The following is a 23,075-nucleotide window of genomic DNA, read 5'->3' on the forward strand; positions in this document are numbered from 1 at the left end:
GAGGAGGACGACCAATGAGCGTGCAGCAGTGCGACGGGATGGTGGCTCTCGTGACCGGGAGCAGCCGGGGCCTGGGCAAGGCGATTGCCGCGCGCCTGGCCGAGAGCGGAGCCACCGTGGCGCTGACCGCCCGCACGATGGATCCCGATCCCAAGTACCAGGGCTCGCTGAGCCAGACGCGCGACGAGATCGTCGCCGCCGGCGGGAAAGCCATTGCGGTCCAAGCGGATCTGTCCCAAGCCGAAGACCGCGAACGGCTCTTCGCCGAGGTGACCGGCGCCGTCGGCGCACCGGACATCCTGGTGAACAACGCCGCCGTCACCTTCCTGCGGCCCCTGGACGGGTTCCCCGAGCGGCGCGCTCGGCTGATGATCGAGATGCACGTCCTCGGCCCGCTGCACCTGTGCCAGCTGGCGATCCCCGCGATGCGCGAGCGCGGGCGCGGCTGGATCCTGAACCTCACCTCGGTGGGCGGCGACCTGCCACCCGGCCCGCCCTTCTCCGAGTTCGACCGGACCGCGGGCTTCGGCATCTACGGGACCGCCAAGGCCGCGCTCAATCGGTTGACGAAAAGCCTTGCGGCAGAACTGTACGACGACGGCATCGCCGTGAACGCCGCCGCACCGTCCAACCCCGTCGCCACGCCCGGCGCCGGCACCCTCGACCTGGCCAAGACCGACACCGAAGACATCGCCCTGATCACCGAAACCGCGTTCCGTTTGTGCACGGGCGATCCCAAGTCGTTGACCGGGCGCATCGCCCACACCCAGCCGTTCCTCGCCGAGGTCGGCTGGACCGCACCGGCGGGCTGATGGCCGAGCTCGACCTGGGCGAACTGCGCGCGCGCCTCGCCGATGCGGGGGTCACGGACGTCGCTCCACTATCCGGGGGCGCCTCCAGCCTGACCTTCGGGGGTGACCTGGGTGGCCGGCGTGTGGTGATCAAGGTCGCTCCACCGGGCGTCGAACCGGTCGCTCATCGCGACGTGCTGCGCCAGGCACGTATCCTCAAAGCCCTTGCCGCGACCAGTGTTCCGGTTCCCGATGTGCTGCGGGAGGACTTGGGACGTCCCCCGGACACACCGCCGCTGTATGTCATGTCCCGGGTCGACGGCGACTGTGTCGAACCGCTCTTCGACGGATGCGCGCCCGTTGCGGACGTGACCGACCGGTACCGGAACGCGTGCCGGGCCATGGCCGCGCTGCACCGGCTTTCGCCGACGGAGCTCGGGCTGGGCGATGAACCCGTCGTCGACCCGGTCGCCGAAGTCCACCGCTGGTCCGACACGCTGAACACCGTCGATCCGGCGCTGGCGCCCGGCTGGCCGAACGTCCGCGACACCCTATTGGCCTGCGCGCCAAGCGCGATGGCGCCGGGCGTGGTGCACGGTGACTTTCGGCTGGGCAACCTGCTCGCCTCCGGGGCGCGGATCAACGCGGTGATCGATTGGGAGATCTGGTCGATCGGCGATCCGCGCATCGATGTGGGCTGGTTCCTGATCAACTGCGACCCGGACACCTACCGCAGGGTTCCGGCGCCGGACGCGATGGCACCGCCGACCGCCGAACTCGCCGAGCTCTATCGGTGCGAGTTGGGTTGCGAGGCAACCGATTTGGGCTGGTTCACCGCGTTGGCGTGCTACAAATCGGTGGCGACGTGGTCGCTGATCGTCAAGCACAACCGCCGAAGGCGATCGCCGCGGGCCGAATTGGAAGCGATGGCAGCCAGTCTGCCGCGGTTACTGGGGCGCGCCCTGTCGATGCTGGACTGACGGTACTCAGCCGCAGTGGGCCCCGAGATTTTGACAAACCATTCCGACACCGCCGCCGGTGGTCGACAGTTCGTTTTCATCATCGTCGATCGGATTCGTCATCGTGGTCGGGAACTGTATCGGCCATTCGTCGATCGCCGGGATGTCGGGCTGCTGGCCGGCGTCCGGATTCGCAAGGGCCGTCCCGGTGCCACCGGTCAGCGCCGCGAGGACCGTCGAACCCGCGACCAGTAGGCAAGCGCACCTGCGAGAAATCATCGCCACCCTCTCCGTGATCCGCCGGATACTGGAGATTGTCGAAACGCTACTGCCGATTCTACATTGCATAACAGTCACGAACGAACAACAAATGTGGATTGCCGGCCAGCAAATTTCGCGCACCAAATGCGACCCTGCGTACGGTTTCGCCCGTGAGGCCGGTAGCCATCGTCGTCCGTCGTGCCATGGCTATCGCCGTGTGCCTCGCGATGTCGGTGATCGCGGCGCCCTCGGCCGACTCCGAACCCCAGCTCGGTCCCGCCCCGCCCGATGCGGCGCCACCGGCCGGCGCGGCGGTGCCCTCGAATCCCCCCGCGATCCTGAACACCCCCGACGGCTGGACGCTGGGATTGGGCGCCAAGGACGAGATGCAGGTTCCGGTAGCGCCGCTGACCACCGCGATCTCGTCGCGCGAATACATGTCCAGCGGCATCTTCGTCGGCTCGCTCCGCGGACCCGAAGAGGCCCACGGCGTCCTGGAAGTCGGCTACCAGATCGGCTGTGGGATCGACATGAGCACCTCCAACGGTGTGATCATGGAGGGCGGCGCCGGGATCATCCCCGGCGTCAGCCCGACGTTCGACGCCACCGGCACGCTGCCGCCCCTGCTGCCGTTCGTGTCGGCACCCATCAACGGCGTGATGAGCGTGGGACTCAAGCCGGGCCTGGTGATCGTGGTGCCGGTGATCAAGAAGCAGTTCAAGGGCGCGAATCCCTGGGTGATGATCAGCAACTTTCACGTCAAGATCGACGGCTGCGTGGGCCAGTCGTTCATCCGCTCCTATGCGGTGCTGACCCGCCAGACCGACCTATCCGACGTGGTGCTGTCCTACGTGGGCGTCACGAAAGCGGTTTAGCCGCGGGGGATGCCCGCCAGCTTGTCGGCGAACTTTTCCTCCGCCGCCGCGCGCAGCCGCAGCAAATGCTCGGAGGGGAACAGGTCGGGTGCGGGCTCGCGGTCTTTCAGCAACAGCCGCGCCAGCGTCACCTTGTGCACCTCGGTCGGGCCGTCGGCCAGCCCGAGCACGAACGACTCCACCAGGTACTGCACGAAGGGCATCTCGTGGGTGGTGCCCAGCGACCCGTGCAGCTGAAGCGCCCGCGAGGAGACGTCGTGCAGCACCTTCTGCATCATCGCCTTGACCGCCGAGATGTCGGCCCGCACGGCGTGGTAGTCGTTGAATTGGTCGATCTTCCAAGCGGTTTGCAGGGTCAGCAGCCGGAAGGCCTCGATCTCCATCCATGAGTCGGCGACCATCTGCTGCACGAGTTGTTTGTTGGCCAGGACCTCGCCCTGGGTGTAGCGCGATGCCGCCCGCTCGCAGATCATGTCGAAGATCCGGCGGACCAGCCCCACCGTGCGCATCGCGTGGTGAATGCGCCCACCGCCCAGCCGGGTCTGCGCGACGACGAACGCCCCGCCGCGCGGCCCAAGCATGTGATCGGCCGGCACGCGGACGTTTTCGTAGCGGACATAGCCCTCGCGCCCGCCGCCTGTGGGCTGGTAGCCCAGTCCCACGTCGCGCAGCACGTTGATGCCGGGGGTGTCGCCGGGAACGACGAACATCGAGTAGCGCTGGTACGGCGGCGCGTCGGGGTCGGTCATCGCCATCACGATGAGGAAGGACGCCATGGAGGCGAACGACGAGAACCACTTCTCCCCGTTGATGACCCAGTGATCGCCGTCTTGCACCGCGGTGGTGCGAAACACCTTCGGGTCGGCGCCGCCCTGCGGCTCGGTCATCGAGAAGCAGGAGATGATGCGGTTGTCCAGCAGCGGCTCGAGGTAGCGCGCCTTGAGCTCGGGTGTGCCGTAGTGCGCCAGGATCTCGCTGTTGCCGGAGTCGGGCGCCTGTGATCCGAAGACGATCGGAGCGCACTCCGAGCGACCGAGAATCTCGTTGAGCAGCGCCAGCTTCACCTGCCCGTAGCCCGGGCCGCCCAGGTGCGGGCCGAGGTGCGTGGCCCACAGCCCGCGCTCCTTGACGATCTCCTGCAGCGGCGGGATCAGCGCCTGGCGCACGGGGTCGCCCAGGTCGTGAGACTCCTTGACGATCAGGTCGATCGGCTCACATTCCTCGCGGACGAAGCCTTCGACCCATTCCAGTTGCTCGGCCCATTCCGGGTCGGTGGAAAAGTCCCACGACATTCAGCGTCTCCTCTTGCTCTGTGCCACCACGCCGGAGTCGACGAGTTCGGCGATGGTTTGCGCGTCCAATCCCGCCTCGCGCAGCAGCGCTTGCGTGTGGTCGCCCGGCAGCGCGGGGGCCGACGGCGTAGCCGGTCGCGTGCGGGAGAAGCGCGGCGCCGGCGCGGGCTGGGTGATGCCGTCGAGTTCGACGAAGGTCCGCCGCGCGACGTGGTGCGGATGCCGCGGCGCCTCGGTCAGCGAAAGCACCGGTGTGGCACAGCATCCCGGCGTGTCGAGGATGCGTTCCCATTCATCGCGGGGCTTCTCGGCGAAACGGGCGGCCAGGGCGGCGCGGTGCGCGGCCCACGCGGCCGGGGCGTCGTCGTCCTGGGGCACGGTGACGCCGAGGCGATCGCACAGTTCGGCGTAGAACTTCGACTCCATGGCGCCGACGGCGACGTGACCACCGTCGGCCGTGGCGTAGACGCCGTAGAAGTGCGCGCCGCCGTCGAGCAGATTGGCTTCGCGTTCGTCGCGCCAGGTGCCGGCCGGCAGCATCCCGAAGTAGGGCGCCAACAGCGTCGCCACGCCGTCGACCATCGCGACGTCGAGCACCTGACCCACCCCGGACTCGCGCGCCTCGAGGATCGCGCTGAGCAGGCCGACCGCCAAAAGCATTCCGCCGCCGCCGTAGTCGCCGATCAGATTCAGCGGCGGCACCGGGGATTCGGCGGTGCCGATGGCGTGCAACGCGCCCGTGAGGGCCAGGTAGTTGATGTCGTGACCGGCGTGACCGGCCAGCGGCCCGTCCTGCCCGTACCCGGTCATGCGGGCGTAGACCAGGCGCGGGTTGCGCTCGGTCAGCGCGTCCGGCCCGATGCCCAGCCGTTCGGCCACCCCCGGGCGGTACACGTCGACGAAGGCGTCGGCGCCGGCGGCCAGCCGGTGCACCAGGTCCCGCCCACGGGGGTCTTTCACGTCGGCGGCCAGCGAGCGCTGGCCGCGCCGGACCGTGTAGTCGATCGGCAATGGCGCGTCGACCCCCGCGACGGCGTCGATGCGCACGATGTCGGCGCCCAAGTCGCCCAACAACATTCCGCAAAACGGCGCGGGCCCCAGCCCGCCCATCATGACGATGCGGACGCCGCGCAGGGGTCCGGTCATGAAGACCACTTCTTGCGGCGTTCGGCCGCCTCGTCCGTCGCGTGCGTGATCACCTGGTTGCGGTTCTCCAGTTCCAGCGCCGACTCGAAGCTCGCGGCGTCGGTGTTGACCTGCAGGGCGCGCTTGGTCAGTTGCGCTCCGAGCGGGGCATGGCCCGCGATCAACGTGGCCAACTCCACCGCTCGGCCGGCCAACCCATCCGCCGCGACGACTTCGCTGACCAGCCCGCGCCGATCGGCTTCGGTCGCCGACACCGTGCGGCCGGTGAGCATCCAATCGGCGGCCACGCTGGTGCCGACGATGCGCGGCAGGTGATAGCTCATGCCCATCTCGGCGCCGGAGAGCCCCAGCAGGATGGCGGCGTTGCCGAAAGTGGCGGCGGCCGAGCAGATTCGGATGTCCGCGGCCAGGCACAGCGCGAGGCCCGCGCCGACACAGGGGCCGTTGACGGCGGCGATGACGGGCTGCGGCAGGGCGCGCACCGCTTCGGCGAGGGCGGCCATCCTCTCCTGGAAGCGCATCCGCTCCAGCGCCGGCGCGCTGGCTTCGAGCATCGACGGCCCGAAGTCGCGCACGTCGATGCCCGCGCAAAACCCGCGTCCGGCGCCGGTCAGCACCACGGCGCGCACCGTGGCGTCGACGGCCAAATCGCCGAGCAGGCCGCGCAATTCGGTTTGCATCGTCTCGTTGATGGCGTTGAGGCGCTGCGGGCGATTCAGACGCAGGACGGCGACACCGTCACCGGGCCGGTCGAGCTCCAGCGTGGTCGGCACCCTCACACCCGCTCGATGATCGTCGCCGTGCCCATCCCGCCGCCCGTGCACATGGTCACCAGTCCCGTTGTCAGGTCACGACGTTCGAGTTCGTCGAGAACGGTGCCGATCAGCATGGCGCCGGTGGCGCCGATCGGGTGCCCGAGGGCGATCGCGCCGCCGTTGACGTTGACCACGTCGGGATCGATGTCCAGATCGCGCATCGTCTTGAGCGGGACCGCGGCGAAGGCCTCGTTGATCTCCCACAGATCGATGTCGGCCACCGTCATGCCGGCGCGTTCCAGGCACCGCTGCGCCGCGGGGCCGGGCGCGGTGAGCATGATGATCGGTTCGCTGCCGATGGCCGCGGTCGCCCGGATCTGCGCCCGCGGGGTCACGCGGTGGGTGTGCATCCAGTTGGAGGAGGCGAGCAGCACGGCGGCGGCGCCGTCGACCACGCCGGACGAGTTGCCCGCGTGGTGCACGTGATCGATGCGGTCGACGCCGGGATAGCGCTCGAGGCAAATCTCGTCGAACGTGCGTTGCTCGCCGTCGGCGCGCGCGGCCCCCATCGCCTCGAAGGCCGGTGTGAGGCGTGACAGCGTCTCAGTGGTGGTGCCCGGGCGCGGATGCTCGTCGTGTTCCAAGCGGCCGGCGGGTGCGGCCACGTCGACCAGGGAACGATCGAAGCGCCGCTCCTCGATGGCCACGGCGGCGCGGCTCTGGCTCTGCGCGGCGTAGGCGTCGACGACCTCGCGGCCGAATCCCTCCAGTGTCGCGATCAGATCTGCCGAAATGCCTTGTGGCACAGTCGGGTACACTGCGCGAAGATCGGGATTGTTGCCGTCGATCGTCGGGACCCCGGCCGTTACCCCCCACCGCGACATCGACTCGACACCGCCGGCGATCGCCAAATCCTCACTGCCGGCGGCGATGCCCGCCGCCGCAACGGTGACGGCCTGCTGGCCCGAGCCGCAGAACCGGCTCAACGTCATCCCCGGCACGGTCTCCGGCCACCCCGCCAACAGAACGGACATTCGGGCGATGTCGTCGCCGTGGTCCCCGCTGAGGATGCCGTTGCCGGCGATCACGTCATCGACGTCGACCGGATCGAAGTCGGTCCGCTCGGCCAGCGCGGTGAGGCAGCGCGCGAGCAAGGCCTGCGGGTGCACCGCGTGCAGTCCGCCGTCGGGGCGGCCTCGCCCGCGCGGCGTGCGTACCGCGTCGAGAATCCAGGCGTCGATGGCGGACTCCGATCGTCGTGGTGGGCTCAGGTCACCAGCGATCGTAAATCGTCTCTCGGCCGCGGAGAACCACCTTCTCCGAATTGGCGATGCGATTCTCGCGGGACGCGGGGCTGTGCGGGCGGTGCGTGCGGGGGCCAGCGCCGCCTGTGGCGCCGGCGGGCCGCTGCGGGGGCCCCAGTCACATCTGCCACACCGGCCCGGCGGGGGGCGCAAGCTGTTTGCCCGCCTCCTAGCGACAACGTCGTGCGGGGGCCCGGCGGGGTGCCGTCGTGCGGGGGCCCGGCGCGGTGCCGTCGTGCGGGGGGCCCGGCGCGGTGCCGTTGTCGCTGGGAGGTGGGCATTCGCTACTGCCCTTCCGGGACGCGACCAATGAGGCCGATGTTGCGTGCCGCGCGGTTGGGCGCAAACACGCTGCGCCGCAGCCCCGTTCACGCCACCCCCATCGGCCGCGCATAACCGGGCGCTGAGCGGGTAGCCGGGCGCCATGACCAAGATCGGATACTTTCTCACCTGCGAGCAATTCGGCCCCAAGGAGCTCATCGACCAGGCCAAGCGCGCCGAGGACGCCGGCTTCGACGCGCTGTGGATCTCCGACCACTACCACCCCTGGAACGACGAGCAGGGCCAAAGCCCGTTCGTGTGGGGAGTGATCGGTGCCCTCTCGGAGGCGACGTCGCTGCCCGTCAGCACCGCGGTGACCTGCCCGACCATCCGGATCCATCCGGCGGTCATCGCGCAGGCGTCTGCGACAGCGGCGGTGCAACTCGACGGGCGCTTCGTGCTGGGGGTGGGCAGCGGCGAGGCCCTCAACGAGCACATTCTCGGCGACCCATGGCCGTCCGCCGGTGTGCGCCTCGAAATGCTGGAGGAGGCGGTCGAGGTCATCCGCAAGCTGCACCAGGGTGGCGAGGTGAGCCACCACGGAAAGCATTACGAGGTGCAGGAAGCGCGGGTCTACACGCGGCCGGAGCAGCCGGTGCCGATCTACGTGTCCGCGTTCGGTCCCCAGGCCGTGGAGCTGGCCGCCCGCATCGGCGACGGGTACAGCATCGCCATGCCCGACGGCGATCTGGTCAAGCAATTCCGCGAGGCCGGCGGCGGCGACAAACCGGTACAGGCGGGGACCAAGGTCTGCTGGGATCGAGACGCCGACGCCGCGCTCAAGACGGCGCATCGGTTGTGGGCCAATGAGGGGTTGCCCGGCCAGACCTCCCAGATCCTGCCGCGGCCCAAGGATTTCGCCGCACTCATGTCGCTGGTGCCACCGGAGACGGTCGCCGAGAGCGTCGCCTGCGGCTCGGACCCCGAGAAGCACGTCGCGCAGGTGCGCCAGTACATCGACGCCGACATCGACGAGATCTACGTGCAGCAGATCGGTCCCGACATGGACGGTTTCTTCGCGGCGTGGCGCCAAGCCGTGTTGCCCGAGTTGCGCGGCGAAACCCGCTGAACCTCAGCCGAACGGCGGGCCGTCGAACCGATCCCGGGTGATGAACTCCGCGACCGGCCGGCGGCGCAGTTTGCTCAGCTGCCGCACCGGTTTGCCGAGCGGCACCACCGCGGCGACCGCATGCCGATCGGGGATGCCCAGCAGCCCACGGACGTCCTCTTCGGCGGCGATGGCCATCGTCGTGATGGTGCCGCCGTAGCCCTCGCTGCGCGCGGCGAGCAGGATGTTCCAAATCAGCGGATAGACCGACGCCCCGCCGGCGATGCCGACGCGGTCCAGATGTTGATCGAGGGCGGCGACGACGGTCATATCCACCGAAACCACCAGAACCACAGGCGCTTTCGCGATCGGCGCGACGAACGTGTCGGGGATCTCCGTCTCCTCGATGGCCTTCTGCGGCACCGCGCTGGGATGGATTGAATTCCAGGGGTTTTCACCCGCCTGCAGCTGCGCGAAGTACCTGCGCGCGGCGGGCATCCCGAGTTCGGCCAGCCTGCGCCGCACCGCCGCGTCGCGCACCACGGTGACGTGGGCGCCCTGCCGGTTGCCGCCGCTGGGCGCGAAGCGAGCGTTGTCGAAGATGCGCCCCAGCACCTCGTCGGGCAGCGGATCATCGGTGAATTCCCTTGCGGCGAACGCCGTTCGCATCACGTCGTAGAGCTGCGTGCCGGGGTGGCTCATCAACTCGCCGACCCGCACCGCTCCAGGCGGAAGGTGCGCTCGAACCCGGCCGGGTGCGTCGTCAGGGTCACTTCCACCGCCCCGCTGGGCGCGATGACGTAACGCTCCTCGACATCGGGGCCGTCCCGCCCCTCCGCCCAGCGGCCGACCGGCTGACGCCCGAGGTCGTCCCGGTCGCGCAGGGCAGGGTCGAACGGAAACAGCACCGGGTCGTACGGCGTGACGTCGCCGTCCGGCCGCCCGTTGACCAGGCGGCTGCACTCCACGAACCGGAAGTGCCCGATGTTGTGCGCCGCCCGATATCTGCGCTTCACCACCAGCGGGGATCGGCCGTCGTCGGGAAGCGAGACGTCCTTGCACACGATCGGGTCGAACACGACCCCGGCGCCGGCCTCCGCCTCCCGGAAGACGCCGAAGTTTCTCGAAAAGCGTTCGGACAGCGCGAAACCCGATTCCTTGTCGAGGAAGACGGCAAGGCCGATGGCCGTGGCGGCGAAGGGGTGCGGCGAGCGCTTGACCCGCTTGTCGCCGAAGGTGCTGCGCAGCATCCGGGACACCAGCGGGAAACCGCCCGCGCCCCCGACGACGTAGATGCCCGCCACCTCCGAGAGGTCCACGTCCTTGCGGCCGCGCGCCGGGTCGCGCAGGACCCGGTCGAGCAGCTCCATCGTGCGGTCGACCAGCGGCGCACACACCGCGTAGACGTCGTCGATGGGGCAGGAGAACGGGGGACGATCGACGGGGGAGAGGTCGACCAGGAAGCGTCGCGTCTGCGGCCCGACCGCCTCCTTGCGGGTGGCGCATTCCTCGGCGAGCAGGTCGCGCGTGGCGGCGTCGACGACGGGCCGGCCGGCGCCGGCCAGCACCAGCTCGACGATGGCCTCGTCGAAGTCGTCACCGCCCAGCCGCTGGATGCCCTCGCTGACGACGACCTCGTTCGCGTGCCCGGTCATCTTCAGCAGTGAGGCGTCGAACGTGCCGCCGCCCAGGTCGTAGATGAGGACGTGTTCGCGTTTGGTGGTGATGGTGGAGCGGTACCGGTGGGCGTATTCCAGGCTGGCCGCCGACGGCTCGTTGAGCAGGGCGACGACGCGGAATCCCGCGGCCACGTAGGCGTCCAGCGTGAGGAGGCGCTGGGCGCTCGAGGCGTTGGCCGGCACGCTGATCGCGGCTTCGATCGGTTCGCCGGAGGCCAGGTCGGCGTTGGAGTGACGCTGCAGGTCGGTTTTGAGCTGCGCCAGGAACCCGGTGAGCAGATCGGCCAGGCGGTAGTCACGCCCGGCCAGGTTGACCTGGGTCTGCGGGCCGGCGTCGTTGAGCAGACGCTTGAACGAGCGCAGCACCGACCACCCCGGATCGTGCCGGACGGCCGCGGCGTCGGCGCCGAAGCGCAACTCGCCGGCGGCATTGGCGGCGATGATCGACGGCCACGCGTCGACGCCGTCGAAGGAGACGACGGGATAGTTGCCTCGATCGACGGCCGCGACGACGGTGTGGGTGGTGCCAAAGTCGATGCCGACTCTCATCGCGCAAGTTTAGGACCGCGCCTCGGGCTTGGGCACAACCTTTTCGTTCGGCGCGTCCGGTCGCCTGTAAGAAAGGCCTCGCCTAGTACAGCGCGCGCACGGCGTCGATGGTGTCGGCCTCGGCGGGGCCCTTGTCGTCGCGATACCGCACCACGCGGGCGAACCGCAGCGCCAGCCCGCCGGGGTAGCGCGACGATTTCTGCACGCCGTCCAGGGCCACCTCGACCACCTGCTCGGGTCTTACGTGCACGACGTAGCCGTCCGTCCCGCCGATCGCCAGGTCGGTGAACCGGGCGGTCTGCCAGTCCAGCATGGCGTCGGTCATGCCCTTGAAAGTCTTTCCCACCATGACGAATTCGCCGCTGTCCGGGTCGCGGGCGCCCAGATGGATGTTGGAAAGCTTGCCGCGGCGGCGCCCCGACCCCCATTCCACGGCCAGCACCACCAGGTCCAGGGTGTGCACCGGCTTGACCTTCAGCCAGCCCGCCCCGCGGCGGCCGGCCTGATACTGCGCGTCCGGCGCCTTGGCCATCACACCCTCGTGGCCGACGGCCAGCGTCGCGTCCAGGAAGGCGCCGGCCTCCACGGGGTCGGAGGTGAGCAGCCGATCGACCCGCTGCGCGGGCGGCACCAACGCGTCCAGGGCGGCCAGCCGGTCGGTGGTCGGCGCGTCGAGCAGGTCGACGCCGTCGCGGTGCAGGATGTCGAAGAAGAACACCGAAAGTGGTTGCGCGGCAACGGCCGCGGCGACATCGACCGAGCGGCCGAACCGGGAGGCGGTGACCTGGAAGCGCTGCGGCCGGTTGTCGGGCCGCAGCGCGATCGCCTCGCCGTCGGCGATCAGGTCGTTCACCGGCAGCGCCAGCGTCGCCTCCACCACCTCGGGCACCCGGGCGGTGACATCGTCGAGGCTTCGGGTGTAGACGGTGACCTGGTCGCCGGAGCGGTGGATCTGCACTCGCGCCCCGTCCAGCTTGGCCTCGAAAATCGCCCGCCCGCCGTGGCGTTCGATCGCGTCGGCCACACTGGGCGCCGTCTGCGCCAGCATCGGGCCGACCGGGCGGCCGACGCGCAGGGTGAAGGCCTGCAGGGCGGCGGGTTCGCCGGACAGGGCCGCCGCCGCGACCGCGGGCAGGTCCCCGCCCAGCATCGCGGCCCGCTGCACAGCGGCCGCCGGGATCCCGGCGGCCTTGGCCACGGCGTCGGCCATGATTCCGGCCAGCGCGCCCTGGCGCAGTTCGCCGCCGAGCAGTCGCAGCAGGAACGTCTGCTCGGCTTCGGCGGCGGCGGCGAACAGGGTGGTAAGGAGCGCGGCGCGGCGCGCCTGTGCGCCTTTGCCGGACACGGCGCCGATCTCGGAGAAGGTGGCGTCGACGGCGCCCACGGTCAGCGTGGCGTGGGAGGCCGGCGGCGGGCGCGAGCGCAACGCCGCCCAGCCGACCCCGATCTGGCGCTGGCGCAACTCGCCGGACAGCCAGGACACGACGATCATGACGAGGGCGGGATCGGGTGCGGCCCGCGCCAGTAGGTCGGCGATGTGGGCGACTTTTCTCAGCCGCGACGACGTGCTTCCGACGTCGGTGGACGCCTTTGCCACGTCGAGGAGGAGCACGGTTGCCAGCTTGGCATGGCTCGGTGACAAGCGTCCGGAGCGGACACGCTAGCGTGCCTACGTAACGTTACAGATTGCTTCGATTCTGACAAGCAACAAATGGGAGGTCCGGATGGAGATCAAAGGAAAGAAGGTCGTCGTCATCGGCGGCGCCTCGGGGATGGGTCGCGCCAGCGCCGAGCTGCTGCACGATCGCGGCGCGGACGTCGCGGTGCTCGACCGCGAAGGCTCCGACGGTAAGACGGTGGCCGAAGGCATCGGCGGTACCTTCTATCCCGTCGACGTCACCGACTTCACCGGCACCGAGGAGACACTGCAGGCCGCGGTCGACAAGCTCGGCGGGCTGCACGTCGTGATCACCACCGCCGGTGGCGGGATCGCCAAGCGGACCCTGACCAAGTCCGGGCCGCACGACCTCGAATCCTTCCAGTCGGTGATCGACCTCAATCTCATCGCCACCTTCAACATCAGCCGGCTCGCCGCCGCGCACATGGCGAAGAACGAGCCCGAAGACCCCGACACCGGCGAGCGCGGCGTCATCATCAACACCGCGTCGATCGCGGCCTTCGAGGGCCAGATCGGGCAGGTCGCCTACACCGCCGCCAAGGCGGGCATCGCCGGTATGTGCCTGACCATGGCGCGTGACCTGGGCTCGGTGGGCATCAGGGTGCTGGGGATCGCCCCGAGCCTCTTCGCGACGGGCCTCACCCAGGGCATTCCCGACGAATTCGCGGCGGCGCTGACCAAAGACGCGGCCTTCCCCAAGCGGCTGGGCCGTCCCGAGGAGTACGCCAAGCTGGTGGCCGCCATCGTGGACAACCCGATGCTCAACGGCCAATGCCTGCGCCTGGACGCCGGGCAGCGGTTCGCCCCCAAGTAGGCGCCGCCCGTTGGGGCCCTCCCCGCATTAAGTACACTCTTTAGCCAGCCGCCCCGCTTCCCCTCGAAGCGGGGCAGGCACCCAGCAATCACACCCGGCTGGCATGCGGCGCGCGAGGAGGGCCCCTCATGGGAATCGCATTAACCGACGACCATCGTGAACTCGCCGAGGTGGCTCGCGGGTTCCTGACCGCGCAAAAGGCGCGCTGGGCGGCGCGATCGCTGCTCGATGCCACCGACGAGCCCCGGCCCGGATTCTGGCAGAACCTGGTCGAGTTGGGCTGGCTCGGCCTGCACGTCGACGAAGAGTACGGCGGCTCCGGCTTCGGGCTGCCCGAACTGGTGGTGGTGATCGAAGAGCTCGGCCGCGCGGTGGCGCCGGGGCCCTTCGTGCCGACGGTGATCGCGTCGGCGGTGATCGCCAAAGACGGTGCGGCCGAACAGAAGTCGCGGATGCTGCCCGGCCTGATCGACGGAACGGTCACCGCGGGCGTCGGATTCGACGGCCAGGTGCAGGTCGCCAACGGCGTCGCGAACGGCGAGGCCGGAATCGTGTTGGGCGCCGGCCTTGCCGAGCTGCTGCTGATCGCCGCCGGCGACGACGTGCTCGTGCTCGAGCGCGACCGCGCCGGCGTTTCGGTCGAGGTGCCGGAAAACTTCGATCCGACACGGCGATCCGGCCGGGTGCGCCTGCAGGACGTGCGGGTGTCCGACGACGACATCCTGGCGGGGGCGCGGCAGTCGGCGCTGGCCCGGGCGCGCACCCTGCTGGCCGCCGAGGCGGTCGGCGGGGCGTCGGACTGCGTCGAGGCGGCCGTCGACTACGCCAAGGTGCGCCAGCAATTCGGGCGCACCATCGCCACCTTCCAAGCGGTCAAGCATCACTGCGCGAACATGCTGGTGGGCGCGGAGTCCGGGATCGCCGCCGTCTGGGACGCCGCCCGCGCGGCGGGCGAGGACGCCTCGGAGGACGAGGCGCAATTCCGCCTGATCGCCGCGACGGCCGCGGCGCTGGCGTTCCCGGCCTACGTCCGCAACGCCGAACTCAACATCCAGGTGCATGGCGGCATCGGCTTCACTTGGGAACACGACGCGCACCTGCACCTGCGGCGTGCCGTGGTGACCACGGCGCTGTTCGGTGGTGACGCCCCGGCCGCCGACGTCTTCGAGCGCACCGCCGCCGGCGCCGTCCGCGAAAACAGCCTCGACCTGCCGCCCGAGGCCGAAGAACTCCGCGCCGGCGTCCGCGCCGACGTCGCCGAGATCGCCGCACTGGACAAGGACGCCCAGCGCGACAAGCTGATCGAGACGGGCTACGTGATGCCCCATTGGCCCAAGCCGTGGGGACGCGCGGCCGACGCCGTCGAGCAGCTGGTCATCGAGGAGGAGTTCCGCGCGGCCGGTATCAAGCGGCCCGACTACGGGATCACCGGGTGGGTGATCCTGACCCTCATCCAGCACGGAACGCCTTGGCAGATCGAACGATTCGTGGAGAAGGCGCTGCGCAAGGACGAGATCTGGTGCCAGCTGTTCTCCGAACCCGACGCCGGCTCGGACGCCGCGTCCATCAAGACGCGGGCCACCCGCGTCGACGGTGGCTGGAAGATCAACGGCCAGAAGGTGTGGACCAGCGGGGCGCACTACTGCGCGCGTGGGCTGGCCACCGTGCGCACCGACCCCGACGCCCCCAAGCACGCCGGCATCACCACGGTGATCGTCGACATGAAAGCGCCCGAGGTCGAGGTGCGGCCCCTGCGGCAGATCACCGGCGGCTCGGACTTCAACGAGGTCTTCTTCAACGACCTGTTCGTGCCCGACGAGGACGTCGTCGGGGAGCCCAACTCCGGCTGGACGGTCGCCCGCGCCACGCTGGGCAACGAGCGGGTCAGCATCGGGGGCAGCGGGTCGTTCTACGAGGGCCTGGCCTCGCAACTGGTGCAGCTGACCCAGGAACGCCCGGATCGGTTGGCGGGCGGGCACGTTCGGGTCGGGAACTATCTGGCCGGGGAGACCGCACTGCGCCTGCTGAACCTGCGGCGCGCCGCGCGCAGCGTCGAAGGCGCGGGCCCGGGCCCCGAGGGCAACGTGACCAAGCTGAAGCTGGCCGAGCACATGGTGGAAGGCGCCGCGATCATGGCGGCGCTGCTGGGTCCCGAGGTCGCGCTGCTCGACGGCGCCGGCGCCCTGGCCGGCCGGCTGATGATGGGAGCGCGCGGCATGGCGATCGCCGGCGGCACCTCCGAGGTGACCCGCAATCAGATCGCCGAGCGAATCCTCGGCATGCCGCGCGACCCGCTGATCAACTGATTCCGCGGCTCACGCCGGCGCGAACTGCGGCGCACCGGCGGCGCCCCGCTCCGGGCGGAGCGTGACCGGCATCCCGCAGGTCACCGAATCGGGTTCGCAGTCAACGATATTGGCCGCCACCCGCAGGCCACGCTGCTCGGCGAGTTCGACGATGGCGATGACGTAGGGGGTGGGGATCTCCGGGTTGTACGGGTGGTGGTTGACCGTGTAGGTGAACACCGTGCCGCGCCCCGACACCTCGCGCGCCACCAGCGAGCCCCCGCACTCGCGGCATTCGCCGCTCGCCGGATGCACCCAGCGCGCGCAGTCGTCGCAGTACTCGATGAGCAGCGCCCCGTCTGACACGACGAATACAGTACACTCAATTGATTCGACGCGGCGACGGTGTGGTCTGACGGGCGGTGTACATGACGCATTTCGAAAAAGACGCGATCTTGTCCGGCATCGGGATCTCGCGGATCGGCCGTCGCACCGGCATTCCGGGCCTGGAGCTGACGATGGAGGCGGTGCGCGGGGCCATCGAGGACGCCGGATTGGCCGCGACCGACATCGACGGGATCGCCACGCTCGGCGACACACCCGCCGAAGACGTCAACGCGCAACTGCGCATCGACGCCGCGGACTGCGGATCCGGGTTCGGCACCGGCGGCCTGCTGTCGCCGGTGATGTCGGCCTGCCGCGCGGTCGCCGAACGCCGAGCCCGGCACGTGGTGGTGTACCGGACGATCCAGATGCTCGGCGGCACCGTCCCGGTCAAGCAGGAAGAGAACGCTCCCGCCCCTCCCTTGGCGCGGATGTTCGAGACACCCGAGGGCGAGCCGAAGCCCGCCGTCGGGGCGATGGACGACGTCAACGATCTGGTTGCGGCGCAGGCCTATTCGGCCGCCAACTGGCTGGCGCTGAACTGCCGTCGCCACATGGAGCTGTACGGGACCACCAAAGAGCAGTTGGGGTGGATAGCGCTCAACGGCAGGCGCAACGCGGCGCTGAATCCCCGTGCGGTGTACCGGGATCCGATGACGATGGCCGACTACCTGGGGGCGCGGCCGGTCTCCACCCCGCTGGGACTGCTGGACTGCGACGTCCCGATCGACGGCTCGATCGCGGTGGTGGTGTCCCGCGCGGAGTACGGCGCCGACTGTCCGCACCGCGCGGTGCGGGTGGAGGCGATCGGCGGATCCGACGGCGCCGGTGGCTGGTTTCACCGCGACGACTACCCGAAGATGGCGATGTCGGACGCCACGGCGCAGATGTGGTCGCGGACGCAGCTGCGGCCCGCCGATCTGGACGTCGCCCAGTTGTACGACGGATTCACCTATCTCACGCTGGCGTGGCTGGAAGCCCTCGGTGTGTGTGGGGACGGCGAGGCCGGGCCCTTCGTCGAAGGCGGCGCGCGGATCGCCCGCGACGGCCTGCTGCCGCTGAACACCTACGGCGGCCAACTCTCGGCGGGGCGCATGCACGGCTACTGGGCGTTGCACGAGGGGTGCCTGCAACTGCGCGGCGACGCGGGGGGGCGGCAGGTCGCCCGCCGCCCGGAGGTCGGCGTCGTTTCCGTCGGCGGTGGGCCCGTCGCGGGGTGCATGCTGCTCACCTGTTGAGCGTGTGATTGAGCTCAGATGAGTGAGGACCTGAAGGCCGGCCACGCGGACAAACTGGCGTCGATCCTCGCCCGCGACATCGAGGCGGACATCGTCCGCCGCGGCTGGGCCGTCGGCGAATCGCTGGGATCCGAACTCGCCCTGCAACAACGCTTCGGCGTGAGCCGATCGGTGCTGCGCGAGGCCGTTCGCCTGGTCGAGCACCACCAGGTCGCAAGGATGCGGCGCGGCCCCAACGGCGGGCTGTACATCTGTGAGCCCGACGCCGGGCCCGCCACCCGCGCCGTCGTCATCTATCTCGAATATCTGGGCACGACGCTGGGCGATCTGCTCAACGCGCGTCTGGTGCTCGAGCCGTTGGCGGCCTCGCTCGCCGCCGAGCGCATCGACGAAGCCGGCATCGCGCGGCTGCGGGCCGTGTTAGACGCCGAGGAAAAGTGGCAGCCGGGCTTGCCGGCGCCGCGCGACGAGTTCCACATCGCGCTGGCCGAGCAATCGAAAAATCCCGTGCTGCAACTGTTTATCGACGTCCTGATGCGGCTCACCACGCGCTACGCGCTGGCGTCGCGAACGGACTCGGCGACCGAGGCCATCGAGGCCGTCGAACACCTGCACGCCCACCACTCCAAGATCGTCGCCGCCGTCACGGCCGGTGATTCCGCGCGCGCCAAGACGCTGTCCGAGCGACACGTCGAGGCGGTGACGGGCTGGCTGCAACGGCACCATCCCGGCGACAGGGTCCGCGGGCGCACGCGGCGGCGGCGTCTCGATTCCGAGGTGCCCCGCGGCAAGCTGGCCGAGATGCTGGCCGTCACCATCGGCGACGACATCGCCGCCAGCGGCTGGCACGTCGGGTCGGTCTTCGGCACCGAGGCGGCCCTGCTGGCGCGCTACCGGGTGAGCCGCGCGGTGTTCCGCGAGGCGGTGCGCCTGCTCGAATACCACTCGATCGCCCACATGCGCCGCGGACCCGGCGGCGGACTCGTCATCGCCGAACCCGCTGCCCAGGCCAGCATCGACACGATCGCGTTGTACCTGCAGTACCGCGACCCGAGCCGCGAAGACCTACGGTGCGTCCGCGACGCCATCGAGATCGACAACGTCGCCAAGGTCGTCAAGCGGCTCGACGAGCCCGAGGTGGCGGCATTCCTCGTTGCGCATCGGTCACGGCTGCCGGACGCCGCGCAGCCGACGCCCGACGACGTCCGGCGGGCGATCGCGGAGGAGTTCAGTTTTCACGTCGGGTTGGCGCAGCTGGCCGGCAACGCGCTGCTCGACCTGTTCCTCCGGATCATCGTCGAGTTGTTCCGCCGGCATTGGTCGAGCACCGGGCAGGCGCTGCCCACCTGGTCGGACGTGCTGGCCGTGCACCACGCTCACTTGCGCATTGTCGAGGCGGTGGAGGCCGCCGACGAGAGCGTCGCCTGCTATCGCCTCCGCCGTCACCTCGATGCCGCCGCCTCCTGGTGGCTGTGATCGCGCCACCCGATGTCGCCGCCCCGCGTGTGCGCGCAAATGTGATCTGTTGCGCGGCATAGCGAAGGCCCGTCTTGGGTACTGGAAGGGGGGATGGGCGACAGCCGATCCAGCAGGGGGTTGGCGCAAGTGATCGAAAGCGAGAGCGCTGAAGTGGCGGCGGATACCGAAACCAGACAATACGGTTTCGTCCACTCCGCACTGATTTATCACTCTCAGCAGGAGTTTTTGGACTTAGTGGGCCGCTTCGTCGGCGACGGTTTGGCGTCAGGCGAGGCGGTGCTGCTCGCCGTGCCTCCCGAGACCCTGGCCCTGCTGCGGGGCGAGTTGTACGACGGCGAGGCGTTGCCCGCCGACGTGTACATGACCGACGTCACCGAGGCCGCCCGGAACCCGAGCCGGTTCATGGCGATGGAGGGCGCGTTCATCGACGAGCACCCGGATCGGCGGGTGCGGATCGTCAGCCAGCTCGCGTGGCCGGGCCGGACCGAGGAGGAGTTCGTCGCCTGCATCGAGCACGAAGCACTGGTCAACACGGCGATGGACGCATACCCGGCGACAAGCCTGTGCCTCTACGACGCGAGCGCGATCGGCGACGAAGTCCTGATGGATGCCCGAGCGACGCACCCGTTGTTGTGGAAAAGCGGTGCGCTGCACCGCAGCCCGGACTACGCGCCGAACGAAGTGCTGCAGCGTTGCAACCAGCCGTTGGCCGCGAATCCCGGCGCCGTCACCTACATGGTGAGGAAGTCCGCGGATCTTCGGCCCGCCCGCTCGTTCGCCGTCGACTATGCGGGGTGGATGGGGCTTTCCCAGGAGTGCATCGAGGATCTGCAGTTGGTCGCCACCGAGTTGGCCACCAATAGCCTGATGTACACCGGGGGCGCCTGCCGGTTGGCCTTCTGGAAAGACGACGGATATCTGGTGTGCGAGGCCCGCGACACCGGACAGCTCGACGATCCGCTGGTGGGCCGCCTCGACCCGGGTCCGTGCGGCCCCGCCAGCCGCGGCCTGTACTTGGTCAACGCCATTTCGGACTTGGTGCGCACGCATACCGCCAGGACGGGAACGACAATTCAGGCGTACCTGCGGTTTGAGCCCGCACCCGAGCCGGCTGGGTAACAAACGACCCGCCGGCAAGGGGATCCGGCGGGTCGTTTGTGGTGAACGGCTAGGGGAGCAACCCGCCTACAATTCCGCCGACGTCGCCGATCACGCCACCCACCACACCGCCGACGGTGCCACCAAGGGTGCCGCCGCTGGCGGGTGCGTCGGCCGGGGTCATCGTGCATCCCGTGGGCAGCAGCAATACCGCGGCAAGCCCCGTGGCCGCCGCGGCAGTTTTAAAGGCTTTCGTCTTCAATGAGGTCATAATCGTCCCTTTCAGATGCGTTAAGGACTTATGGACACCTGTTACGTCTCACCAGTGTTAAGTGAGAAGTGGCTGGATATGTCACGAGCAGGCTGAATCGCCCGCTGCGCAATGGCATTGGAAACATGTTTCGACCGAGGCGGCGCTCGTGCGACATCGTTAGATGATGACGGCGTCGGGTGCCGGCTGCGATCGATCAAGCGTCATAGGTTGTCTCCGCTGAGGACGACGTCCGCTCGGTCCTCCCCAGCGGGCTACCCATCGTGACCCTTTAGAGCAAGCAGCCAACGACTCCATCGCAGCCAGTCGTGCTGGTGGTCGGCGCGCATCCCGTCAGTCCAAGCAAAGCTGCGGCCAGCCCGACGGCCGCGGCGACAGCTTTGAGGGTGTTCCGAGTGGGCGTTGACTTCATGATCGTGCCTTTCAGGTGAGGGGATAGTTCAACAGCCGTCTAATTGACTGTTACCGGGCTTCTTACCCCCTGTCAACCCCGCCCAAACCAAACTATTCGTATTATTTCCTATATTTTTTTGTACGGTCGTATGGGAGTTGAAGGCGCGGAGCGAAGGGGGCTAATGTCAACGCTCATGCGTCTTCTCGCGCGTTTCGTAGTAGCTAGCACCCGCAGCGGGGTCTGATTCTGACCGACCCCCCGCTGTGGGTCGGAAGCTACTGCCGTCGGTCGCACCAGCTGACCAGAGAAGACCGGCACTATGACTTTTCCCGAGCGCAACCCGCTCCAACCTCTCGACCCCGCCACCGCGTGGTTCGGCGATCGTTTCGGGGTCTCGTTACCCCGCGGGCTGCGGGAGCAGGCCGACGCCATGTCCTGGGAGACCTTCCACGCGACCTACGGGCGCAGCACGGGACCGCTGCGGCTAGGCCAATGGGAGTGCACGGGCGCGGTGCGACCCGGCCCGCAGGCCCGCAACTTCCAGGCCGTGATCGCCCTGGGCGACCGCATCGGCACCGCGACCGTGGCCGCCAGCGGCCCGATCGCGGCCCTGACCGCGATGCTGCACCAGCGCGGGATCACCGTCGAAATCGTGAACTTCCATCAGATGCAGTCGCCCACCGGCACAGCCACTTTCATCCGCGGCAGCGACGGTGCCCGCGCCGAGTGGGCGATGGGCCTCTCGGACGATCCGACGCAGTCGGCACTGCGCGCGGTCATCGCGTGCGCCAACCGGTTGCTCGCGGTCGACTGATGCCGCGCACCTCGCGCAACCAACTAGGGGAGTTTCATTTGCGCTAGCGCCGGTGGTAGCGCAAATGAAACTCGGTCTCTACCGCGCCGGCGGTGACGGTGACACGCCGTCGCGGAAGTTCAGAGCGGGCGCAGCACGATCGGCATGCCGTCCATCGGAATCGGCATGCCGCCGTAATCCCAGCGCGGCTGGTAGCCCGGCCGGGCCAACTCGATGCGGTAGCGGCGCAGCAGCCGGTGCACCACGGTCTTGACCTCCAGCTGACCGAACACCATGCCGATGCACTTGTGCGCGCCGCCGCCGAAGGGTGCGAAGGCGTAGCGGTGATTCTTGTGCTCCGAGCGCGGTTCGGCGAACCGCTCGGGGTCGAATTTGTCTGGCTCCGTCCACAATTCGGGCAGTCGGTGGTTCATGCCGGGCCAGATGGTGATGTTGGTGCCGGCCGGGATGTAATGGCCCAGCAGCTCGGTGTCGCGCACCGCCATCCGCATGTTGAACGGCAACGGCGTCACCATCCGCAGCGATTCGTTCATGATCAGTTCGAGCGTTTCCAGCTTCTCCAGCGACTCGATGTCCAGCGGACCGTCGCCGAGCCTGGCCGACTCCTCGCGCGCCCGCTCCTGCCATTCCGGGTTGGCGGCCATGTTGTAGACCATCGTGGTGGTCGTCGACGTGGAGGTGTCGTGGGCGGCCATCATCAAGAAGATCATGTGGTTGACGATGTCTTCGTCGGTGAAGCTGTTGCCGTCGTCGTCCTCGGTGTGGCACAGCACCGTGAGCATGTCGTTGCCCGTGGCGTTGCGGCGCTCCTTGACCCGCTCGTTGAAGTAGTCCTCGAGCAGCTGGCGGGCGCGCAGGCCACGCCACCACTTGAACGGCGGAACCGGCTGCCGGATGATCGCCCCACCGGCGCGGGTCGTGGTGGTGAACGCCTGGTTGACCTTGGTGACGAGGTCGTGGTCGGACCCTGGCTCGTGCCCCATGAACACCAAGGACGCGATGTCGAGGGTGAGTTCCTTCATCGCCGGGTGGAACAGGAATCGGGCGTCGTTGGTCGGCCAGCCGGCGACGATGTCGGTCGCCACGCGGTCGATGTGCTCGACGTAGCCGGTCAGGCGGCTGCGGGTGAACGCCTCCTGCATGATGCGCCGGTGGTACATGTGCTCGTCGAAGTCCAGCATCATCAGCCCGCGGTTGAAGAACGGCCCGATCACCGGGTGCCAGCCCTTCTGCGAGAAGTCCTTGTTGCGGTTGGAGAACACGGCCTGGGTGGCGTCGGGCCCCAGCGCCGTGACCGCCGGCATGATTGGCGAATCCAGGTAGATCAGCGGGCCCTTGTTCCGGTAGAGGTACAACGCGTAGTCCGGGCCGCCGCGAAACAATTCGATGATGTGGCCGAGGATCGGGAGCCCGGCGTCGCCCATCACGGGCTTCAGGTCGCTGCCGGCGGGCGGTTCCGCCAGGACTTTCGTGTCCCACTCGTGGGCGAGCAGACGCTTCTCGATCGCCCCCATGCCGGGGATGGTGTTCAGCGTCGGGGTGAATCGGCGCCGCGCCTGATCCAGCAGGTAGTGCGGAGTGCTGATGGTGGCGGTCATAGACGCTCCTTTGCGTGCCCTCGTGGTGACAGCGGTCACTGA

General features: G+C 69.0%; 21 protein-coding genes. 10 read left to right on the plus strand and 11 right to left on the minus strand.

What is annotated here, in order from left to right:
- Nucleotides 1-14: 14 nt before the first annotated feature.
- Complete coding sequence (locus QGN31_RS06710) at nt 15-812, plus strand: SDR family NAD(P)-dependent oxidoreductase (protein WP_014385524.1); 798 nt, start codon at nt 15-17, stop codon at nt 810-812.
- Nucleotides 812-1,771, plus strand: a complete 960-nt coding sequence (locus QGN31_RS06715) for a phosphotransferase family protein (protein ID WP_014385523.1) — start codon at nt 812-814, stop codon at nt 1,769-1,771. Before QGN31_RS06710 ends, QGN31_RS06715 begins: the two co-directional genes overlap by 1 nt.
- A gap of 6 nt (nt 1,772-1,777) precedes the next feature.
- On the opposite strand, the gene QGN31_RS06720 is transcribed toward QGN31_RS06715, so the two are convergent.
- Nucleotides 1,778-2,107: a hypothetical protein gene (locus QGN31_RS06720; protein ID WP_225331023.1), complete on the minus strand. Its 330-nt coding sequence runs from the start codon at nt 2,105-2,107 to the stop codon at nt 1,778-1,780.
- A gap of 107 nt (nt 2,108-2,214) precedes the next feature.
- Here QGN31_RS06720 and QGN31_RS06725 point away from each other — a divergent pair, with 107 nt between their 5' ends.
- The gene (locus tag QGN31_RS06725; RefSeq protein WP_008259228.1) at nt 2,215-2,886 is read left to right on the plus strand and encodes an MspA family porin; all 672 of its coding nucleotides are present in this window, start codon (nt 2,215-2,217) and stop codon (nt 2,884-2,886) included.
- On the opposite strand, the gene QGN31_RS06730 is transcribed toward QGN31_RS06725, so the two are convergent.
- Genes QGN31_RS06730 through QGN31_RS06745 form a run of 4 tightly spaced genes read right to left on the minus strand, consistent with a single transcriptional unit; the run spans nt 2,883 to nt 7,308 of the window.
- Entirely contained in the window at nt 2,883-4,178 is a 1,296-nt protein-coding gene (locus QGN31_RS06730; RefSeq protein ID WP_014383041.1) for an acyl-CoA dehydrogenase family protein, read from the minus strand. The two genes, QGN31_RS06725 and QGN31_RS06730, sit on opposite strands and share 4 nt — an antisense overlap.
- The gene (locus QGN31_RS06735) at nt 4,179-5,324 is read right to left on the minus strand and encodes a CaiB/BaiF CoA transferase family protein (protein ID WP_014383040.1); all 1,146 of its coding nucleotides are present in this window, start codon (nt 5,322-5,324) and stop codon (nt 4,179-4,181) included.
- The gene (locus tag QGN31_RS06740; protein ID WP_043955270.1) at nt 5,321-6,103 is read right to left on the minus strand and encodes an enoyl-CoA hydratase/isomerase family protein; all 783 of its coding nucleotides are present in this window, start codon (nt 6,101-6,103) and stop codon (nt 5,321-5,323) included. Before QGN31_RS06740 ends, QGN31_RS06735 begins: the two co-directional genes overlap by 4 nt.
- Nucleotides 6,100-7,308, minus strand: coding sequence for an acetyl-CoA C-acetyltransferase (locus tag QGN31_RS06745; protein WP_225336798.1), 1,209 nt, complete (start codon nt 7,306-7,308; stop codon nt 6,100-6,102). Before QGN31_RS06745 ends, QGN31_RS06740 begins: the two co-directional genes overlap by 4 nt.
- Before the next feature lie 499 nt (nt 7,309-7,807).
- Between QGN31_RS06745 and QGN31_RS06750 the strand changes: the two genes are divergently transcribed.
- Entirely contained in the window at nt 7,808-8,773 is a 966-nt protein-coding gene (locus QGN31_RS06750; RefSeq protein ID WP_014942711.1) for an LLM class F420-dependent oxidoreductase, read from the plus strand.
- A gap of 3 nt (nt 8,774-8,776) precedes the next feature.
- Here the strand turns inward: QGN31_RS06750 and QGN31_RS06755 are convergent, their stop codons facing one another.
- The 3 genes from QGN31_RS06755 to QGN31_RS06765 form a co-directional block, all read right to left on the minus strand.
- A complete protein-coding gene (locus tag QGN31_RS06755; protein WP_193375513.1) occupies nt 8,777-9,454 on the minus strand; it encodes a nitroreductase family protein in 678 nt (225 codons plus the stop codon).
- On the minus strand, nt 9,454-10,980 hold the full coding sequence (locus QGN31_RS06760; RefSeq protein WP_008259210.1) for an Hsp70 family protein: 1,527 nt from the start codon (nt 10,978-10,980) through the stop codon (nt 9,454-9,456). Before QGN31_RS06760 ends, QGN31_RS06755 begins: the two co-directional genes overlap by 1 nt.
- An 82-nt stretch (nt 10,981-11,062) precedes the next feature.
- Nucleotides 11,063-12,592: an ATP-dependent DNA ligase gene (locus tag QGN31_RS06765; RefSeq protein WP_014942709.1), complete on the minus strand. Its 1,530-nt coding sequence runs from the start codon at nt 12,590-12,592 to the stop codon at nt 11,063-11,065.
- A gap of 112 nt (nt 12,593-12,704) precedes the next feature.
- Here QGN31_RS06765 and QGN31_RS06770 point away from each other — a divergent pair, with 112 nt between their 5' ends.
- Both QGN31_RS06770 and QGN31_RS06775 read left to right on the plus strand, forming a co-directional pair.
- Nucleotides 12,705-13,472, plus strand: coding sequence for an SDR family NAD(P)-dependent oxidoreductase (locus QGN31_RS06770; RefSeq protein WP_008259206.1), 768 nt, complete (start codon nt 12,705-12,707; stop codon nt 13,470-13,472).
- A 128-nt stretch (nt 13,473-13,600) separates the two neighbouring features.
- Entirely contained in the window at nt 13,601-15,778 is a 2,178-nt protein-coding gene (locus tag QGN31_RS06775) for an acyl-CoA dehydrogenase (RefSeq protein ID WP_014942708.1), read from the plus strand.
- A 9-nt stretch (nt 15,779-15,787) separates the two neighbouring features.
- On the opposite strand, the gene QGN31_RS06780 is transcribed toward QGN31_RS06775, so the two are convergent.
- Nucleotides 15,788-16,123, minus strand: a complete 336-nt coding sequence (locus tag QGN31_RS06780) for a Zn-ribbon domain-containing OB-fold protein (protein ID WP_014942707.1) — start codon at nt 16,121-16,123, stop codon at nt 15,788-15,790.
- A 62-nt stretch (nt 16,124-16,185) separates the two neighbouring features.
- On the opposite strand from QGN31_RS06780, the gene QGN31_RS06785 reads away from it, so the two are divergent.
- The 3 genes from QGN31_RS06785 to QGN31_RS06795 all read left to right on the plus strand — a co-directional run bounded on the left by QGN31_RS06785 (nt 16,186) and on the right by QGN31_RS06795 (nt 19,977).
- The gene (locus QGN31_RS06785; RefSeq protein ID WP_043955818.1) at nt 16,186-17,379 is read left to right on the plus strand and encodes a thiolase family protein; all 1,194 of its coding nucleotides are present in this window, start codon (nt 16,186-16,188) and stop codon (nt 17,377-17,379) included.
- Nucleotides 17,380-17,397: 18 nt separating this feature from the next.
- Nucleotides 17,398-18,855: a FadR/GntR family transcriptional regulator gene (locus QGN31_RS06790; RefSeq protein ID WP_014942705.1), complete on the plus strand. Its 1,458-nt coding sequence runs from the start codon at nt 17,398-17,400 to the stop codon at nt 18,853-18,855.
- 129 nt (nt 18,856-18,984) lie between these two features.
- The gene (locus QGN31_RS06795; RefSeq protein ID WP_014380781.1) at nt 18,985-19,977 is read left to right on the plus strand and encodes a sensor histidine kinase; all 993 of its coding nucleotides are present in this window, start codon (nt 18,985-18,987) and stop codon (nt 19,975-19,977) included.
- Between the two features lie 49 nt (nt 19,978-20,026).
- On the opposite strand, the gene QGN31_RS06800 is transcribed toward QGN31_RS06795, so the two are convergent.
- Nucleotides 20,027-20,227: a hypothetical protein gene (locus QGN31_RS06800; RefSeq protein WP_008259198.1), complete on the minus strand. Its 201-nt coding sequence runs from the start codon at nt 20,225-20,227 to the stop codon at nt 20,027-20,029.
- Nucleotides 20,228-20,940: 713 nt separating this feature from the next.
- Between QGN31_RS06800 and QGN31_RS06805 the strand changes: the two genes are divergently transcribed.
- The gene (locus tag QGN31_RS06805) at nt 20,941-21,435 is read left to right on the plus strand and encodes a hypothetical protein (protein WP_014942704.1); all 495 of its coding nucleotides are present in this window, start codon (nt 20,941-20,943) and stop codon (nt 21,433-21,435) included.
- Between the two features lie 119 nt (nt 21,436-21,554).
- On the opposite strand, the gene QGN31_RS06810 is transcribed toward QGN31_RS06805, so the two are convergent.
- Complete coding sequence (locus QGN31_RS06810; RefSeq protein ID WP_009954730.1) at nt 21,555-23,033, minus strand: cytochrome P450; 1,479 nt, start codon at nt 23,031-23,033, stop codon at nt 21,555-21,557.
- Nucleotides 23,034-23,075: the final 42 nt, after the last annotated feature.

It is taken from the genome of Mycobacterium sp. 2-64, from assembly GCF_035918375.1.
Classification (GTDB): domain Bacteria; phylum Actinomycetota; class Actinomycetes; order Mycobacteriales; family Mycobacteriaceae; genus Mycobacterium; species Mycobacterium intracellulare.

Coding starts and splice junctions, on each gene's coding strand:
- QGN31_RS06710 (WP_014385524.1), top strand. CDS start 15: ATGAGCGTGCAGCAGTGCGACGGGATGGTGGCTCTCGTGACCGGGAGC.
- QGN31_RS06715 (WP_014385523.1), top strand. CDS start 812: ATGGCCGAGCTCGACCTGGGCGAACTGCGCGCGCGCCTCGCCGATGCG.
- QGN31_RS06725 (WP_008259228.1), top strand. CDS start 2,215: ATGGCTATCGCCGTGTGCCTCGCGATGTCGGTGATCGCGGCGCCCTCG.
- QGN31_RS06730 (WP_014383041.1), bottom strand. CDS start 4,178: ATGTCGTGGGACTTTTCCACCGACCCGGAATGGGCCGAGCAACTGGAA.
- QGN31_RS06735 (WP_014383040.1), bottom strand. CDS start 5,324: ATGACCGGACCCCTGCGCGGCGTCCGCATCGTCATGATGGGCGGGCTG.
- QGN31_RS06750 (WP_014942711.1), top strand. CDS start 7,808: ATGACCAAGATCGGATACTTTCTCACCTGCGAGCAATTCGGCCCCAAG.
- QGN31_RS06755 (WP_193375513.1), bottom strand. CDS start 9,454: ATGAGCCACCCCGGCACGCAGCTCTACGACGTGATGCGAACGGCGTTC.
- QGN31_RS06760 (WP_008259210.1), bottom strand. CDS start 10,980: ATGAGAGTCGGCATCGACTTTGGCACCACCCACACCGTCGTCGCGGCC.
- QGN31_RS06770 (WP_008259206.1), top strand. CDS start 12,705: ATGGAGATCAAAGGAAAGAAGGTCGTCGTCATCGGCGGCGCCTCGGGG.
- QGN31_RS06775 (WP_014942708.1), top strand. CDS start 13,601: ATGGGAATCGCATTAACCGACGACCATCGTGAACTCGCCGAGGTGGCT.
- QGN31_RS06785 (WP_043955818.1), top strand. CDS start 16,186: ATGACGCATTTCGAAAAAGACGCGATCTTGTCCGGCATCGGGATCTCG.
- QGN31_RS06790 (WP_014942705.1), top strand. CDS start 17,398: ATGAGTGAGGACCTGAAGGCCGGCCACGCGGACAAACTGGCGTCGATC.
- QGN31_RS06800 (WP_008259198.1), bottom strand. CDS start 20,227: ATGACCTCATTGAAGACGAAAGCCTTTAAAACTGCCGCGGCGGCCACG.
- QGN31_RS06805 (WP_014942704.1), top strand. CDS start 20,941: ATGACTTTTCCCGAGCGCAACCCGCTCCAACCTCTCGACCCCGCCACC.
- QGN31_RS06810 (WP_009954730.1), bottom strand. CDS start 23,033: ATGACCGCCACCATCAGCACTCCGCACTACCTGCTGGATCAGGCGCGG.